Genomic DNA, 16723 nt, shown 5'->3' with positions numbered 1-16723 from the left:
GTCAGACCGCGACCCGGCCGCCGTTTCAGCCGCTGACGTAGGTGATGATCATTGGGAGCAGCGGACCGCCCCCTGAGGCCGGTGCGCCCAGGAACTTGAGGATCCCCTGGACACGCATGGAAGCCGCAGGGCAGCCTCCTGCGCCGGCCGGGTCCCTGGGCACGACCTGGTCGATCCGCACCTGGGTGCTCAGATCGGCGTCCGGGCGGGCGGGGTTGGTGATGTTGAAGAGGTCGCCGCGCAACTCACCCTTGAACGTGCAGAGATGGGTGTAGTTCTCCAGCCACAAATTCACCTTGAACCCGGGAATGACGTATTCGCCGTCCCGGCCGCCGATGTGGGCGCTGTCGAAGGGGATCGATCCCCCCGACCACGGCGTTTGCGCGGAGACCGTCGTCGGGATCGGCGCGCCGTTCACGTCGGTACCCGAGCACTCGTCGTCGGCGAAGCCGCGGATGGAGGCGAAGTTGGTGACGAGGTTCTTCGCGATGTACGCGATGGTGTTCGTCGCCATCGACACATCCTCGCAGGTGAAGCTCCCCCACTCCTCGGGGGTGATCGTAAGCGGGGTGAGTTGTACGAGGTAGAGCGGCCCGATGTACGGGTTGAACCCACCGCCCGGGGCGAGGGCGCGGACCATGGAGGGACCGGCTGCGTGCGCGGGAGCGGCGGTGCCGGTGAGTCCGGCGGTCAGCAGGAGGCCGGCGGCGAGGGAACGCCGAAGACGGGACATGGGCGGCTCCCTGAAATGGGGGTGGTGCCGTCAAGATAAGCCGGTCCCCGGCCCTTCACAAGAGAGAAATACGCAAACCAGATCCCGACCGGCATATGGCAGGCTTCACCGTGATCGATCGGCCGGGCCTCGCCCTCATGAGCCGCAGGGAAAGGTGAGTGGCCACATGCTGATCAACGATGGGGACCGTACACGGGCCGGGTACATCGCCGGTCTGCGGATGCTGGCCGACCTGCTGGAGGCCCATCCGGACATCCCGCACTACCGGCACGGGGCGATCAGTTTCGCGTTGGACGGCACCACCTCTGAAGCGTTCGCGATGATCGACCGGGCCGCTGCCGTGCTCGCGTCCGCCGAGATCGAGTTCGAGCGCCGCGATGACGATACCGCGCGAGCGATCGAGTTCGTGCTGGCCGGGCTCCGCTACGAGTTCTCCCGCATGTACGACAGCGCATGGGAGGACTACCAGGCCCAAAGGGCCCAGTGCGAAGAAACGGTCGCCGTGCGAGGGCGAGGAGGCCGCGGTCGGCGAGTTGGACGTGGCTTTTGGAAGCCTGCTTCCTGGTGGCGGGGATGGCGTAGATTTCGCGGGTGAGCGTGGATTTGGCAGTGGGCACCCGGGTGGTCGTGCGGCGGGTGCGGGCTGACGACGAGGCGCGGTTCGTCGCATTGGCGAAGGAGAGCGCCGCGTTTCATCGCCCCTGGGTCGTGCTGCCCACGTCCCCGGAGTTGTTCGCGGCATATCTCGCGCGGTTCGACCAGGTCGCCGCGGTGGGAATGGTGATCTGCCTGCGGGACGGCGGGGACCTCGTCGGGACCGTCAACATCAACGGGATCGTGCGTGGTTGCTACCAGCGCGGCATGATCGGTTACGCGGCCTTCCTGCCTCATGCGGGACGGGGATATGTGGCCGAAGGCGTCGGGCTTGCGGTCGGGTACGCCTTCGAGGAACTGGGCCTCCATCGCGTGGAGGCCGATATCCAGCCGGGGAATTCCGCGTCCGTGAGGCTCGTCCAGCGGCTCGGATTCCGCAGGGAGGGATTCTCGCCCGCGTTCATCAAGATCGGCGGGGTGTGGCGGGACCACGAGCGCTGGGCCCGCACGGCCGATCATGTTTATTGATCTTGTAAAGCAGACATATCAGTACGAAATAGAAGCGCAGCGCCGTGTCTTGATCTCACTTGGGGGGTCAGCAGGTGGGCGTCCGCAGCGGCGAGCCCGGCATGGAGTGGCCGGACGCGTTGGACGTTCGCGCCCTCCTGGAGGACGGCTGGCGGCCCACGCCGATCCGCGACTTCATCCTCAAAGTGCACAGCAGATGCAACCTTTCCTGCGACTACTGCTACATGTACGAGATGGCCGACCAGGGCTGGCGCAGGCAGCCGCGGCGGATGTCGCGGCAGGTCCTCGAATGGGCGGCGCAGCGCATCGGCGAGCATGCCAGGACGAACCTGTTATCCGAGGTTCAGGTCGTCCTGCACGGCGGGGAACCGCTGCTGGCGGGCGCCGAGCATCTGCGGCACGCGATCGAGGCCATTCTCGCCGCGTGCGAGCCGGACGTGCGCGTGGGTTTCAGTGTGCAGACCAACGGCGTGCTGCTCGATGAGGTCTTCCTGGACTTGTTCGCCGAGCACGGCGTCGCGGTGGGCGTCAGCCTGGACGGTGACGAGGAGGGCCACGACAGGCACCGGCGGCGCGCCGACGGCCGCGGCAGCTATCACGCCGTGCGGGACGGGCTGGAGCGGCTCACCGGGACGCGGTACCGGCAACTGTTCGGCGGCCTGCTCAGCACGATCGAGCTGCGCAACGACCCGATCGTCACCTACGAGTCGCTGCTGGCCTTCGGGCCGCCCGAGATGGACTTCCTGCTGCCGCACGGGAACTGGGACACGCCCCCTCCGGGACGTCCGCCGGACGAGTCGACGCCCTACGGGGACTGGCTGATCGCCATCTTCGACCGCTGGTACGCCGTGGAGGCCGGTCATGTGCGCATCCGGCTGTTCAGCGAGATCATCCGGCTGCTGTTCGGCCGGATGTCGGCCAGCGAGGCCGTCGGTTTGTCCCCGGTGGCCGTGGTCGTGGTGGAGACGAACGGCGAGATCGAGCAGGTCGACTCGCTGAAGTCCGCCTACGCGGGGGCCGCGGGGACCCGGCTGCACGTGTCCCGCGACCCGTTCGACACCGTGCTGTCGCTGCCGTCCGTCGCCGCGCGGCAGATCGGCAAGCGGGCGCTGTCGGCGCAGTGCCTGGCCTGCCCGGCGCACGAGGTCTGCGGCGCCGGTCTCTACCCGCACCGGTACCGGTCGGGCACCGGCTTCCGCAACCCGTCGGTCTACTGCCGCGACCTGCTCAAGCTGATCACCCACATCCGCGAAGTGGTCAGCCGGGAGCTGGCCGCCGAGCCCGTGGCGACGGTGGGCTGAGCTCCTCTCGATCGGCGGGCGACCGAAGTCGGCTAGATCGGCGGCGGGTCGAAGTCGGCGTCCAGGCGGCGTCCTTCCAGGAAGACCCGGGCGTCGGGGTGGTCGAGCGTGAGGCCGCGCCGGTACCGCTCCTCGGTGTCGGCGTACAGTGCTTCGGCCTCCTTGTCCCGGCCGAGGGCCCGCAGGTCCGCGACGGTGTTCGCGGCGGCCGACAAGGTCAGCGGGTGGTTCTCGCCGAGCAGCGCGCGGAGCCGCCGCAGGCTGCCGGAGCAGAGCCGGTAGGCCGACTCCGTCTCGCCGAGCCCGGCCAGGTCGCTGGCCAGGTTGATGGCGACGGTGAGCGAGTAGTGGTGGTCGCGGCCCAGCTTCAGTTCCAGCCCCGCCAGCGCGTCCTCGTTGGTCTTCCTCGCCACCCCCGGGTCCCCGATGATCCGTTGCAGGACGGCCAGGTTTCCCGCGCAGGCGTGGTTGTAGGGGTGCTCGGCGAGATAGACGCGCGGATAACGGCGGACCGTGTCCTCCGCGAGCACCAGCGCCTCCTGGAACTGGGCGGTCGTCCGCCGGATGTTCGCCAGGCAGGTGGCGGCGGCCAGGGTGTCCGGATGGTCGAGCCCGTAGATCCGCACGTAGCGCTGATGGATGTCCTCGGCGAGTTCGAGCGCCCGGCCATAGTCGCCGGCCCTGCGCCAGGCGGTGGACAGGTCCTTGCCGGCGCGCAGCGTCCAGGCGTGCTCGGGACCCAGCTGCTCCAGCCCGTAGGCGTAGGCGTCCTCGCCGAGATCGCAGGCCTCGGCATAGTCACCGCTGAGTCGCACGGTTCGCGCCAGCCCGGTGTAGATGTTCAGGTAGGACGCGGGGTCGGCCGACTGGCTGTCTTGAGCATGGATCTCGCGGAGCGTCTGTTCGAGGAGGGTCCGGGCTCCCCGGTAATCGCTTCTGAGCCCATAGTCGAGCGCGACGCTGTTGATGGCGCGCCAGGTGCTCCAGTCTTGGTCACCGAACTTCGCCTTGTAGCGTCTGAGCGCGTTCTGGTCGATCTCGAAGGCCCGCTGGAAATCGCCGCTCGCCCGCAGATCGGCGGCGCGGCCGCGCAGCGCGCGCAGCGTCGTCATATGGTCGGGCGGAAGGGCCTTCTCGATCGTCTCGAGCGTCTGCGTGCTGCGGTCGGCGGCGTCCCGGTACTGGCCGAGCTCGCGGAGAAGGTTGCCCAGATTCACATGGAGCGTCAGGACGTCCTCGTGGTCTGCGCCGGAAGTCGTGGTCCACTCCTGGATGAACGACTCCACGAAGTTCTGGGCCGAGGGGTAGTCGGCGGAGGAGTACAGATAAGTGATCATGTTGAGCGCCAGTTGGCGCACGGCGGGGTTCTGGCATTGCGCGACCCCGGCCGGCCCGAAGTGCCCCAGCGCGTTGAGATAGATGTTCCAGTTGTTCGCCTTGTTCGGGTCTGGCGGGGTGTAGCCGGCGAGTAGCAGGTGGACCTCGTGGCGGAGGCGGTCCTGCTCCGCCGCCGGAAGCTCGTCGCGGACGAGCGCTTGGATCAGCCGGTGCACCTGGATCGTCCGGGCGGGGAGGTCGAGCCTGGCGAGGGCGAATCGGCCGAGCTCGCCGATGGCCCGGCCCAACCGGATCGGGTCCGCCAGGAGGCTCGACAACTGGGGGCTCAACCCGGGGACCACCTTGCTGAAGGCGTCTCGCGGGATCGGCTCCGGACCGAAGAACGCGCAGTACCGCAACAGGACCAGCGCCTCGGGGAGTTTCTCCTCGAGGCTCGCGACCGAAAGCCCCCAAGCGGCCGTCATCGAGGCGGGGTACTCGGTCGGCTTCCCATGGGAGAGCAACTGGCTCGTGCGTTGCGCCAGCAGTTCCAGATACTCCGAAACCGCGATGCCGGTCTCGGCGTGCAGCGCGCCCGCCTGCTCCAGCGCGAGCGGCAGGTCACCGAGTTCTTCCGCGAGCCGGTTCGCGTCCTTCGGAGTGATTCCCCTCGGCACCCGCTTGGTGAGGAACTCCACGCTCTCCTCACGGGTGAAGACGTCGATCTGGACGGGGTCGACGATGCCCGCCCAGCGGTGGTTCCGCGAGGTGATCAGGACGTGCCCGGGCCCCTGCGGCAGGATGTCGATCAGTTCCTCGGGCTCGTCGGCGTTGTCGAAGATCAGCAGCCAGTCGGTGTAGGGCTCGCCGCGGCGCAGCGCGTCCAGGACGGCGTTGGCCGCGTCCTCGACACCGCTCACGGACGCGGAGGGGAGGCCGAGGGGCTGGGCCAGGCTGGCGAGCGAGGACCGGATCAGGACGGGCTGATCCGCCGGGATCCACCAGACGAGGTCGTAGCCGGAGCGGTAGCGGTAGGCGTACTCCACCGCCATCTGGGTCTTGCCCACGCCACCGAGACCGTGCAACGCGTGCGGCACGACCGCCGTGACCCGGTTGGCCAGGCCGTCGTGCAGCCGCGTCAGCAGATCCGTGCGGCCGGTGAAGTTCTTGTTCCGGGGAGGAACCTTGCCCCAGACCTGCGGAATGCGTTCTGTGATGGGCGACGGGTCCGGTTGTGAACTGATCACTCGATCCCCTTGCGTCACGCTGGAGCCTGTGGAGCAAGCTGTGTCACGTAGTCGTCAAGCAATTGCATCAACCAAGACAGTATATTGATGTCGGCGATTTAGATATGTGTCAGGTGACACGGACGCGGTGCCTTGTTCTGGTCGGGCGCCGTTCCCGGTTTCGGAGTGCCCGAATCGACGCCGTATTTTCATGCCTGGCACCCCGGCCCGCTTTCTGAAATCATGGGCGGTGGCCGCTTTCGTCGCGGCATGACAGGGCGCACCGGTGATGCCGCAGTGCGCCGACATCAGGGAGAGGCCGATGTCGAACTCCTTCGTAATGTCCCCCGACGACGTCTGGTCCGACATCGCCTCGGCCGAGAGTCCGGGCCTCCGGCGGCTGCGGAGGGAACTGGCCAGGCCCAGTTCCCCGGGCAGATTCGATAACAAGTGCGAGCACCTCTGCGACCAGGAGTGCGAGCACGAACCGGCCGTCTGGATGCAAGTCCCGGCAACAGTGTGACGATGGCGCCCAGGCTGGACGCGAGGAAGATCGCCGCACGATCCCGTGCCGGATAACGGTCGACCGGCTCGCACTTTTGGGTTCGGTGCCGGAATGCGTGGCCGTAATGCGGGGTCCGTTTCGATCGGCCATCGGCTACGCTCGAATGAGCCGGTCGGCGCCATCTCGCAAACGGGTGCCCGCTCATTGGACGGAACGATGATCGCGCAGTCTCCCTACGGCTCACCAGACGCGTTCCCGGGCGGGCGCGCGTTCGACGAGTCGAATCGGGAGGACTTCCACGGCAGGAGTGCCGAGACGCACCTGGTCGCCTCGATGTGGGAGGCGAACCGCCTCGTCGTGCTGCACGGCAAAGCGGGCATCGGCAAGACATCGTTGCTGTGTGCGGGCGTCATCCCGACGCTGCAGGCCACGGGGGCCCACGTCCTGCCGGTGGCGCACATCGCGCATCGGCCGTCCTTTCCCGTGGCAGCGCTGTCCGAGCACAATGTCTTCCGGCTCGCCGTGCTGGCCTCCTGGTACGACCGTGCGTCACCGGTCCACATCTCCGAGGTGACGATCGGGTCCTTCCTGCGCAAGCAGCGCCGCATTGACCGTTTCGGCCACCGGCTTCCCATGCTGGCCGCCATCGACGGGGTGGAGGCGCTGCTGCGAACGTCCGGACGCCATGGGGAGCACCTCCGGGCCTTCCTGGACGAGTTGGCGGCCGCCATGAAGGAGATGCCCGACCTGCGTCTACTGCTCGTGGTGCGGGACGACATGGTCGGCGAGGCGGTGGACCTCGCCGGCCGTCTCGGCCAGGCGCCGCCGTCCATTTGCTCGCTCGGGCCGCTGACTCCGGACGCGGCGCGCAGAGCCGTCGAGGAGCCGCTCAAGCGCGCTGGACGTCCAGGCGCGGCAGTGGCCGGAGCGCTGGTCGAGGATCTCCGGACCGTACGCATGGCGGGCGCGGTCCAGCGCACCGGGCAGGTCGAGCCCGTGCTGCTGCAGTTGGTGTGCGCACGCCTCTGGGAGGAGTTGTCGGGTGACACCGAGATCGGCGCGGGACGGCTGCGCGCCGAGGTGAACCGGGTGCTGAGGGATTTCTGCGCGCACAGCCTGGCCACGATCGCCGCCGACCAGAGCATGCCGCCGGCGACCCTCTTCTCCTGGTTCCGCACCGTGTTCGGAGGGCCTGGCGGGCGCGCCGGCGTCCCCGCGGCCCGGGCATGCGAGGACGTGCCCCAAGCAGTCGTCGAAGCGGTGCAGGACGCCCATCTCATCCGCGCCCGGATCCGGGACGGCGAGCGCTACTTCGAGTTGCAGCACCCGAGGCTCATCGAACCGGTGGAGGAGCTCCGGGAGAACGCCGTGCCCATCCGCCGGCCGGGGCCGTCGGCGCGGCTGCGGCAGGCGCGGCAAGCACTGTCGGACGGCGATCCCGAACTTGCGCGTCGCCATGCGGAGGCCGCCACGCGGGCCTGCGGCGCGGGCGACCTCCGGGCGCTCGCCGACGCGACGACCTTCCTCGGCGACATCGCCTACGAGCGCGGGGACGCCGAGCGGGCCATCGCCCACTATCGGGACGCTGCGGCGATCTTCGAGGCCGTACCGGACAGCGCAGCGGTCGGCTGGCTGCTGACCGGAATCGGCCGGATCCTGCTGGCGAGCGATCCCGGTAAGGCCGTGCGGCAGCTCCAGGCGGCGGCGGGCCGGCTCCCGCACGAACTGTCGATCCAGACGGCCCTCGGGCAGGCGCTCTGGCGGTCCGGCCGGACGCGTGCGGCTCGCGCGGTGTTCGAGGACGTTCTCGGCCGTGACAGCACCAACCGGGAAGCGCTCACCGCCAAGCGCGCCCTGTCCAGCATTGCGTAGATAATGCCGCTTCACGATTTACTAGCCGAATGTTCCATAGTGAGGGTTGTTGTCGTTTGTGTAGCGGACGGCGACACCTAGCATTGATCTCCTTCTTCGTCCTGTTTGGCCAGGGGAGATGGCATTCGGGACAGCTGTGTCCAGCCTGTTTCCTGCCCGTTATCCCGCGACCAGATAATGACGGCTGCTAGCATCCTTTCGCAGACACGCTCGCGTGTCTGCGAAAGGATGCTGACCGGCTTTTTGGCGACTCCTGATGGAATTTTTGTACCGTGTGTGACCTGGTGTCCCATTTTGCTGGGCACTTGGTTGGTGAACAGTCATGCTCGAAGAGTGCTGGGCTGGTGACCACGGTACGAAATTAGGAGAAGTCGGAAGGTGACCGCCACTCCATCGGAGTTGAGCCCCGGGGACGGTGGAGGAACGACCGGGGGCAATGGCCAGGAGAACGAATCCTGGCGTCGTGATTTCCGGCTGCTGCTGAGCGGATCGGCGCTTTCCCAACTGGGCACGCTTGGTGCCGCGGCAGCCAATCCGCTGCTGGCGCTGGCGTTGACGGACTCGCCGATCGTGGCGGGCTGGGTGGCCGCCGCGGGCACGCTGCCGGGGCTGTTCCTGCACGTGCCCGTCGGGTTACTCGTCGACCGCTATAACCGGCGGCGGATCATGCTGTTCAGCCAGCTTTTCCGGATGGTTACCTCGATCCTGCTGGTCATCGGGCTGTGCAGCGTCGCCGATCCCTGGCCGCTGCTCGTCCTGGCGGCGGTCATCGACGGCTCGTGCGCGGTGTTCTTCCGGATCGCCGAGCTCGCCGCGGTGCGCTATGTGGTACCGGACGGTGAGGCCGAGAGCGCGATGGGCAAGAGCGAAGCCCGGCACCATCTGGCACTGGTGCTCGGCCGGCCCGTCGGCGGGATGCTCTTCACCGTCGGACGCGCCCTCCCGTACGCACTGGACGCGCTGACGTCCCTGATCTCCGTCATCTCCCTGCTGCTGTTGAAGACCAAGATCTTTCAGTCGTCCCAGACGGCGGAGGACAAGTCTCCGGCAAAGTCGAAACGGTTGATGCTGGCCTCCTCAAAGGAGGGATTTCGGCGCATATATCACGATAAGTTTCTCTTTGTTTCGCTTGTTTCCTGCGCGGTGGCGAACATCGGTTTCCAGGTGGTCATCCTGTTACTGGTGGTCGAGGCCGAGCGCCAGCACTTCTCCGGATCGCTCATCGGTGCGATGCTCGCGACGTCCGGATTCTGCGGTTTCTTTGGCGCGATCAGTGCTCCTGGGGCGGTCCGGCGGCTCACGCCCGTGAAGACCGTAAAATACTGCGTTACGCTCTGGCTTCCCTTTCTGGCGATCGTCGCCATCACCGCCAATCCGCTGATCGGCATGTGCGCCTGGGGAGCGTGTAGCTTCATGGGGGCCTACATCAACGTCGCTCTGGCAGTACACCAGAGCAGGGTCATTCCCAGCGACGTGCTCGGCAGGGTGGAAGGCGTCAGCCAGTTCCTCACGACTGGCGCGGTGACGTTGGGGGCCTTTGCCGGAGGCTACATCATCACCATCTTCGGGTCTCGGCTCACGGCCACCCTCGTGGCCCTCGCGTTCTTGGGAATCGTGATCGCGGTTCTTCTGCTGGTTCGGAATCCGCACCGTCCTCCTGTGGAGGCCCCGATGAGGGAGAATACACCGGAAGCGGAGGAAAGGGTGCCGATCGGCAGCACGACGGTACCGGTCGGCGGGGACGCATAGCCACCGGCATCACGGTCTTCCCAAGCATCATGGCGTAGGCCGAACTATGTGAGATGACACATTCCGGTCGTCCTATTCCGGACGCCCCCAGTGGGTACGACATCATCCACTCGGCGCATGCCGTGGAAGGTACGCTTCCTCCGTCGAACTTGGCCGGAGTTCACTTCGGCCATCCTTCGGTCGGAGGCGGAGCGTTTGATCACGTCGCTGAACGTCGATGATCAGCATCGGCTCGTCGAGGCGATCCGTCGCGTCGACGCGATGAGCGTCCAGCGGGAGCGGGCCGTCCATGTGCAGGCACTGGAGCGCGATCTCGGGCACCGACTGCACTACGTGCACCACGACAAGGAAATGCTCGACGTGTGGGCGCTGGTCGACGCCCTGCTCAACTATCCGGGCGCGGCGCACGCGCTCGTGCGGATCCTGCGGACGTTCTATCCGAACAGCCTGTCAGTGCGGGCGCTCGGTGAGCTGGTCGCCGAACTGCTCCCCGAACCCTGGCTCGACCAGACCGAACGGCGCGAACTGCACGAGCTGATCACTTCGCTGGAGCGGACGGACCCGAGCCTGACCCATCTCGGCAGGTTCCCGATGCTCTACCGGCGGGCGGTCGGACCGGCCTGGCCGGAGCTCGACCGCGAGATCCGCAGCCTGCACGACGTCGTCGCCCTGCTGGAGGAGATGCCCGACGGGCGCGACGAGACCCCGCCCCTTCTGGTGTTCGTGAACGACCTGGCCGACTACGCGGGCTATCCGACGGCGGCCGCCTTCCGCGACTGGGTGCGCCGCCAGGTCGCGGCGCTGGGCCTGGACGGCGCCATCGTCCCGCCGGACCGGGTTCCGGCGGTGACGCGCGGCGAACCGGAACCGTCCGAGAACTACCTGGTCATCGAGTGCGCGCCGGACGCGCTGGAGGAGGACCGCTACCTGGTCACCGCGTGGCTCCAGGTGGGCCGCGAACCGGGCAGCCAGTTGCGGTGCGGCGACGAGGCGCTGCCGCTCAGCCGGATCCCCGAGTTGCTCGAACGGCTGCTCACCGCGGAGAGTTCGGTGATCGGCCGGCCCGGCCCCGACCTCACGATCGAGTTCATCCTGCCCCGCGACCTGCTGGACGCGCCGATCGAGCAGTCCATGATCGACATCGCGGGGGTCGAGCACCGCATCGGCATCCGGCATCCCGTGGTGGTGCGCAGCCTCGACCGGATGCGGATGGCCGCCATCCACCACGAGTGGCGGCACAAATGGGAGTGGCTGGCGGGCCACTCGGTCGACGCCCCGGTCTGCCTGGTCACCCGGCCGGGCGAGCAGGGCAAGGAGGAGCTGTTCTCCAGACTGTCCGGGGCGTCCACGGCCGTCGTGGCGCTCGCCTTCCCGCCGTGGGGCGGTGCGAGCGACGAGACGGACGAGCACTGGGTCGGGCTGGTCGCCGGCATCCCCGTCATCGCCTGGTGCCGGGACGGGCGCGACCCCGCCCAGTTCGCCAGGGAGGTCAAGGAACTGCTGGCGTCGGACCTGATGAAGCTGCCGCGCCGGACGATGGAACTTCGCCGGCAGGCCCTGTCGAGCGGCTCCGCCGGTGCCGGATCCGGCCATCTCGGGCTGCACCTGACGCTTCTGTTCGATGATGCCGACCGAATCCCCGAGCCGTACGTGCGGCTCAGACCACCCGCGTAGCACCGTCACCCCGGGAAGGCGTCCATGACGACAGAACCAGAGACCAGTGGCCTCGACGGTGACTGGCGCATCTACCGGGGCGACAGCAGACCGCACGAGCGGGTGCGGCGGCTCCCGCCGCCACCGCCGTGGCGGCGGTTCAGCCCGGAGGACGCGGCCGCCGGACGCCGGCAGCGGGACCTGCAGCAGGCGATCTCCTACCGGCCGGACGAATCGGTCGTCGACCGGGTCAACGCGGCCATCCTCCTGCGGCGCCCGTTACTGGTGACGGGCAAGCCCGGATCGGGCAAGTCCACCCTCGCCTACAACGTCGCCTACGAACTCGGGCTCGGTTCGGTCCTGTACTGGTCGATCACCAGCAACACCGAACTGCGGACCGGGCTCTACGACTACGACGCGATCGGCCGGCTGCACGAGACCAGCCTGCGGGGCACGGGCGGACAGGCGGACACGGCCGAGCCGCCGGACATCGGCCGCTACATCCGGCTCGGCCCGCTCGGCACCGCGCTCCTGCCCGGAGACCTGCCCCGCGTCCTGCTCATCGACGAGCTGGACAAGAGCAACATCGACCTGCCGAACGACCTGCTCAACGTCTTCGAGGAGGGCCGGTTCAGCATCCTGGAGCTGCAGCGGCTGCCCGAGGAGCAGTCGCGCATCAACGTGATGACCGCCGACGGCGGCCCGCGCGTGCCGATCGACCGCGGCGAGGTGCGGTGCGGGAACTTCCCCATCGTCATCATCACCAGCAACGGGGAGCGCGAGTTCCCGCCCGCGTTCCTGCGCCGATGCGTCCGGCTGGTGATCGAGCCGCCCGACCGGGACCGGCTCGCGGAGATCATCGAGGCGCATCTCGGCGCGGACGCCAGGGCGGCGAGCGACCCGCTCATCGAGGACTTCCTCGCCCGCCGCGCCGACGGGGCGCTCGCCACCGACCAGCTCCTCAACGCCGTCTACCTCGCGACGTCCGGGAGCAGGCCGCCCGAGACCAAGCTGCAGGAGATCCTCGACACGGTGCTCCGCCCCATCGAGAGGCCCGGCGCGGGATGATCGGGCAGCTCGTCGAGGCCCTGCGGGCGCTCGACCCGCAGCCCACGGCCGAGGAGCTGGCGGACGCGCTGTGGCTCGCCGACTGGTTCCGGACGCGGGAGGGCCCGACCCATCTGGCGGCGGGCGGCGAGGGCGAGCCGGACGACGCGCCCGCCGGGCCGGCGCCGCCGCCCGTCCCTCCGCCGGAGCCGTCCGCCCCGCCCGAGCACGAGCCGGCGCCGCCGCGGGCGGTGGAGGCGGGGCTGTACCTGGCCGGGCAGGACGTGCCGGCCACCGCGTTCCCCGTCCGCATGCCCGCCATGCCGGCCATCTCGCGGACGCTGCCGCTGTCGCGTGCCCTGCGGCCGCTGCGGGCGACCGTGCCGTCACCGACCCGCAGGCATCTGGACGAGGCGGCGACCGCGCAGCGCATCGCCGAGACCGGCGTGTGCGAGCCCGTCATGGTGCCGGCGCTGGAACGGCGGCACGATCTCGCGCTGGTCGCGGACGTCGGCCCGTCGATGGTCGTGTGGCGGCAGACGGTCGACGAGCTGAGGCTGCTGCTGCAGCAGCTCGGCGCGTTCCGCGACATGCGGACGTGGTACCTGGACACCGGTGCGCGCAGGCTGTCCCTGCGCACCGGCTCGGCCTTCGGCGTCGGGGCCGAGCGCGATCCGGACGAGCTGGTCGACCCGACGCGCCGACGCCTCGTCCTGGTCGTCAGCGACTGCATCGGCTCGGCCTGGCAGGACGGCCGGGCCGCCGAGCTGCTCGACCGGTGGGGCCGCGCCGGCGCCGTCGCGATCGTCCAGCCGCTGCCGCAGCGGCTGTGGTGGCGGACCGCCGCGGCGATCGAACCGGTGCGGTTCGGCGCGTCCGGGCCGGCGGTGGCCAACGAGGCGCTGACCGTGGCGCGGGCGACGCCGCGGCTGCTCGACGACGGTCCCCAGGGCATAGCGATCCCGGTGGTCGAGCTGAGCGAGCGCTGGCTGCGGTCGTGGGCGGGCATGGTCGCCCGCGGCGGCCGGGACGTCATGGGCGCCGCCGTGTTCACCGGCCGGGCGGTGGCGGCCCCGCCGCCCGCCGATGCCGTCGAGGACGCCGTCTCGCCGGAGATGCGGGTCAAGCAGTTCCGGGCGTCCTCCTCGCCTGCGGCGTTCAAGCTCGCCACGTTCCTCGCGGCGGCCCCGCTGAGGCTGCCCGTCATGCGCCTCGTGCAGCGGGCGATGCTGCCGGACTCCACGTCGGCCGACCTGGCCGAGGTCTTCCTCAGCGGCCTGCTGCGGATGGTCGGCCGTCCGTCCGGCGGCGGCGAGGAGGAGATCGCCTACGAGTTCCACGACGGAGTCCGGGAGATCCTGCTCCAGGGGCTGCGCAGGCGCGAGGTGTTCCAGGTGCTGCGCGCGGTGTGGGGCGTCGTCCGCGATCGCATCGGCTCGTCCCTGGACTTCCCGGCACTGCTCGCCGCGGTGCGCCGGGGCGAGGCGCAGCTCCCGCCGGAACTGCCGTTCGCGCAGGTGGCGGCCCAGGCGCTGGTGGGCCTCGGCGGGCCGTACCGCCGGCTGGCGAAGCAGCTGGCGGGCGGGGCCGGGCCCGAGGCGCCGCCCGACACCGGCTTCGGGCACGCGGACGCCGGGCCGGCGTCCGCCACGATGAGGGAGGTGCCGGCGCGCGCCGAGCCCGCCCCGGTGCCGTGCCGGTGGCTGCCGGGCCGCAACGAGGACTTCGTCGGACGCGACCGCCTGCTCACCTCGGTCCGGGAGGCGTTGCGCGGCGGCATGGCGGCGCTCCTGCCGCGGTCGGAGTTCGCCATCGGCGGAGAGGGCAAGTCCAATCTCGCGGTGGAGTACGCCTACCGCCACGCCGATGACTACGACCTGGTGTGGTGGATTCCGGCCGAGCAGACGACGTCGGCGCGGGCGGCGCTCGCGGTGCTGGCACGCCGGCTCGACATGCCGATGAGCGACGACATCAAGGAGACGGTCGACGACGTCCTGCGGGCGCTGCGCGACGGCCGGCCCTACGGACGATGGCTGTTGATCTACGACAACGCGCAGGACCCCGACCAGGTCGTCCCGCTGATCCCCGCGGCGTTCGACGCGCCCGGGCAGGGCCTCGGGCCCGGCCGCCACGTGCTGGTGACCTCACGCGACCGGAGCTGGGAGCGGCACGCGTCCGCGGTGGACGTCGACGTCTTCGAACGGCCGGAGAGCATCGCGCTGCTCCGCCGGCTGGTGCCGCGCCTGTCGGAGGCCGAGGCCGACATGCTCTCCGAACGCGTCGGCGACCTTCCCCTGGCCGTCCACCAGGCCGCGGCGTGGCAGGCCGTCACCGACGGCACCGTGGAGGACTACCTGCGGCTGTTCGACCGGCGCCTCACCGACATCGCCTCGGCGGCCCCGTCCGGCGACGATCTGCCGGTGTCGCTGGCGGCCGGGGTGAGCCTGAACCTCGATCTGCTCCAGGACGAGGACCCGGTCGCCTGGGCGCTGCTGGAGCTGTGGGCCGTCTTCGGCCCGGAACCGGTGTCCTGCCGGCTCCTCGCGGCGGGCGGATCGGCGGCACTGCCCGCCGAGCTGGCGGCGCTGCTGGCCGACGAGACGCGGCTGCGGGACGCGATGCGCGCGATAGCGCGGTTCTCCCTCGCCCGGTTCGACGACGAGTCGGCCACCCTCCAGATCCACCGGCTCGTCCGGGCCATCCTCAACGACCGGCTCGGCGAGGACGGGCGGCGCCGGGTCCAGGGACACGTCCACGCGATGCTGGCCGCGGCGACCCCGGACGAGGAGCCGGAGGTGGAGTCGACGTGGGAGCGCCGTTCCGAGATCACCCCGCATGTCGTTCCGTCCGGGGTGTTCGAGGCGGGTGCCGCCGAGATCCGCCTGGTGGGCATCGACCAGGCGAAGTACCTGTACCAGTCGGGCGAGTACGAGGGCAGCCGGCGGCTGGCGGAGACCGCGCTCCACCAGTGGCTTGAGCGGTACGGGCCGGACGACGAGGCGGTGCTGGACATCTCCCGCGTCCTTGCGAACGCCCTGCGCGGCCTCGGCGACAACCGGGCGGCCGCCGACCTCAGCGAGGACAACCTGGCCCGGACGCAGCGCAAGTTCGGCGCCGACAACGTGCACACGCTCCTGGCCGCCACCGGATACGGCGCGGACCTGCGTTTCCGGGGCGAGTTCCGCAGGGCCTACAACGTCGACCTCGACGCCTGGCGCCGCATGCGCCAGTTGTACGGGGACGGTGCGTCCAACACCCAGCTCGCTGCCACCAATCTCGCCGTCGACCTGCGAATCCTGGGCGGATTCCAGGAGGCCTACGACATCGACCTGGAGGTCTGGCGCAGGCAGACCGAACCCGGCCAGGCATACCGGCAGCGGTTCCGTATCACCCATCATCTGGCGCGCGACATGCACGCGCTGGGGCTGTACGACGAGGCCTTCGCGATGCAGGCGGAAAGTCTGGCCGACCTGCAGCCCGTCCTCGGCCCCGGGCATTCGATGGTCCTGCAGGCCAAGATGAGCCACGCGGGCACGCTGCGGAAGCTCGGGCGGTTCCAGGGGGCGCACCGCCTGGCCGCCGAGACGTTCGCCGTCAATGTCCGGCGGTTCGGCGAGGAGCATCCGAACACGCTGGCGAGCAGGGTCTGCCTGGCGCTCGCCACGAGTGCGATCGGACGGCCCGCCCAGGCGCTGGTGCTGATCGACGAGGCACTGGACGGCTATCGCCGGGTGATGGGGGAGGAGCACCCGTTCGTGCACGTCTGCGCCGTCGACAGGGCGGTCGTGCTGCGGCGGCTGGCGGACGTGTACGCGGCGCAGGAGACCGACCAGGCCGCGCTGTCGCACCTCAAGGCCGGGATTCTCGGGGCGAATCACTACTACGCGCTGTGTGCCACCGTGGGGCTCGCCAACGATTACTACCGGCTCGGTGAGTTGGACGCCGCCGTCCGGCTGCTGCAGGACGTCTCGGAGAAACTGATCGCGTCTCTCGGCGAGCGGCACCACTACTCGCTCGCCGTCACGCTCAACCTGGAGCGCGCCCGAGCCGCCATGGGCGGCGGCGAGCGCGACGTCGGCCCCGTCCTGGCCCGGTTGGCGCGGGTGCTCGGCCGCGACCATCCGGAGGTGCGCGCCGCCGAACGCGGCGAGTTGCTCGAATGCGACATCGAGCCCACCGCCCTGTGAGGCCCGCGCTC

10 protein-coding genes are annotated in these 16723 nt (G+C 69.6%); 8 read left to right on the top strand and 2 right to left on the bottom strand.

Annotated features, from left to right (window positions below; translation table 11 throughout):
• Window positions 1-25 precede the first annotated feature (25 nt).
• Window positions 26-514: a hypothetical protein gene (locus SM418_RS19880; RefSeq protein ID WP_371966085.1), complete on the bottom strand. Its 489-nt coding sequence runs from the start codon at window positions 512-514 to the stop codon at window positions 26-28.
• A 385-nt stretch (window positions 515-899) separates the two neighbouring features.
• On the opposite strand from SM418_RS19880, the gene SM418_RS19875 reads away from it, so the two are divergent.
• From SM418_RS19875 to SM418_RS19865, 3 genes are all read left to right on the top strand, one after another.
• On the top strand, window positions 900-1328 hold the full coding sequence (locus SM418_RS19875; protein ID WP_371942541.1) for a hypothetical protein: 429 nt from the start codon (window positions 900-902) through the stop codon (window positions 1326-1328).
• Window positions 1325-1855: a GNAT family N-acetyltransferase gene (locus SM418_RS19870; RefSeq protein WP_371942542.1), complete on the top strand. Its 531-nt coding sequence runs from the start codon at window positions 1325-1327 to the stop codon at window positions 1853-1855. Before SM418_RS19875 ends, SM418_RS19870 begins: the two co-directional genes overlap by 4 nt.
• A 74-nt stretch (window positions 1856-1929) precedes the next feature.
• A complete protein-coding gene (locus SM418_RS19865; RefSeq protein ID WP_371942543.1) occupies window positions 1930-3156 on the top strand; it encodes an FxsB family cyclophane-forming radical SAM/SPASM peptide maturase in 1227 nt (408 codons plus the stop codon).
• Window positions 3157-3188: 32 nt separating this feature from the next.
• On the opposite strand, the gene fxsT (SM418_RS19860) is transcribed toward SM418_RS19865, so the two are convergent.
• Window positions 3189-5720, bottom strand: a complete 2532-nt coding sequence (gene fxsT, locus SM418_RS19860; RefSeq protein ID WP_371942544.1) for an FxSxx-COOH system tetratricopeptide repeat protein — start codon at window positions 5718-5720, stop codon at window positions 3189-3191.
• 700 nt (window positions 5721-6420) lie between these two features.
• On the opposite strand from fxsT (SM418_RS19860), the gene SM418_RS19855 reads away from it, so the two are divergent.
• From SM418_RS19855 to fxsT (SM418_RS19835), 5 genes are all read left to right on the top strand, one after another.
• A complete protein-coding gene (locus SM418_RS19855) occupies window positions 6421-8076 on the top strand; it encodes a tetratricopeptide repeat protein (RefSeq protein ID WP_371942545.1) in 1656 nt (551 codons plus the stop codon).
• 378 nt (window positions 8077-8454) lie between these two features.
• On the top strand, window positions 8455-9825 hold the full coding sequence (locus tag SM418_RS19850) for an MFS transporter (protein WP_371942546.1): 1371 nt from the start codon (window positions 8455-8457) through the stop codon (window positions 9823-9825).
• Between the two features lie 195 nt (window positions 9826-10020).
• Window positions 10021-11499, top strand: coding sequence for a VMAP-C domain-containing protein (locus SM418_RS19845; RefSeq protein WP_371942547.1), 1479 nt, complete (start codon window positions 10021-10023; stop codon window positions 11497-11499).
• 24 nt (window positions 11500-11523) lie between these two features.
• Window positions 11524-12546 (top strand): AAA family ATPase, encoded by a 1023-nt coding sequence (locus tag SM418_RS19840; RefSeq protein WP_371942548.1) that lies wholly within the window; start codon window positions 11524-11526, stop codon window positions 12544-12546.
• On the top strand, window positions 12543-16712 hold the full coding sequence (gene fxsT / locus SM418_RS19835; RefSeq protein WP_371942549.1) for an FxSxx-COOH system tetratricopeptide repeat protein: 4170 nt from the start codon (window positions 12543-12545) through the stop codon (window positions 16710-16712). Before SM418_RS19840 ends, fxsT (SM418_RS19835) begins: the two co-directional genes overlap by 4 nt.
• Window positions 16713-16723: the final 11 nt, after the last annotated feature.

The sequence above is a fragment of the Actinomadura chokoriensis genome (genome assembly GCF_041463665.1).
GTDB classification, from domain to species: Bacteria; Actinomycetota; Actinomycetes; order Streptosporangiales; family Streptosporangiaceae; genus Spirillospora; species Spirillospora chokoriensis_A.
This window is presented reverse-complemented; position numbering and strand designations above follow the sequence as displayed.

Excerpts from the sequence above, each read along its gene's own strand:
- SM418_RS19880 (WP_371966085.1), bottom strand. The coding sequence starts at position 514 with ATGGCGACGAACACCATCGCGTACATCGCGAAGAACCTCGTCACCAAC.
- SM418_RS19875 (WP_371942541.1), top strand. The coding sequence starts at position 900 with ATGCTGATCAACGATGGGGACCGTACACGGGCCGGGTACATCGCCGGT.
- SM418_RS19855 (WP_371942545.1), top strand. The coding sequence starts at position 6,421 with ATGATCGCGCAGTCTCCCTACGGCTCACCAGACGCGTTCCCGGGCGGG.
- SM418_RS19840 (WP_371942548.1), top strand. The coding sequence starts at position 11,524 with ATGACGACAGAACCAGAGACCAGTGGCCTCGACGGTGACTGGCGCATC.
- fxsT (WP_371942549.1), top strand. The coding sequence starts at position 12,543 with ATGATCGGGCAGCTCGTCGAGGCCCTGCGGGCGCTCGACCCGCAGCCC.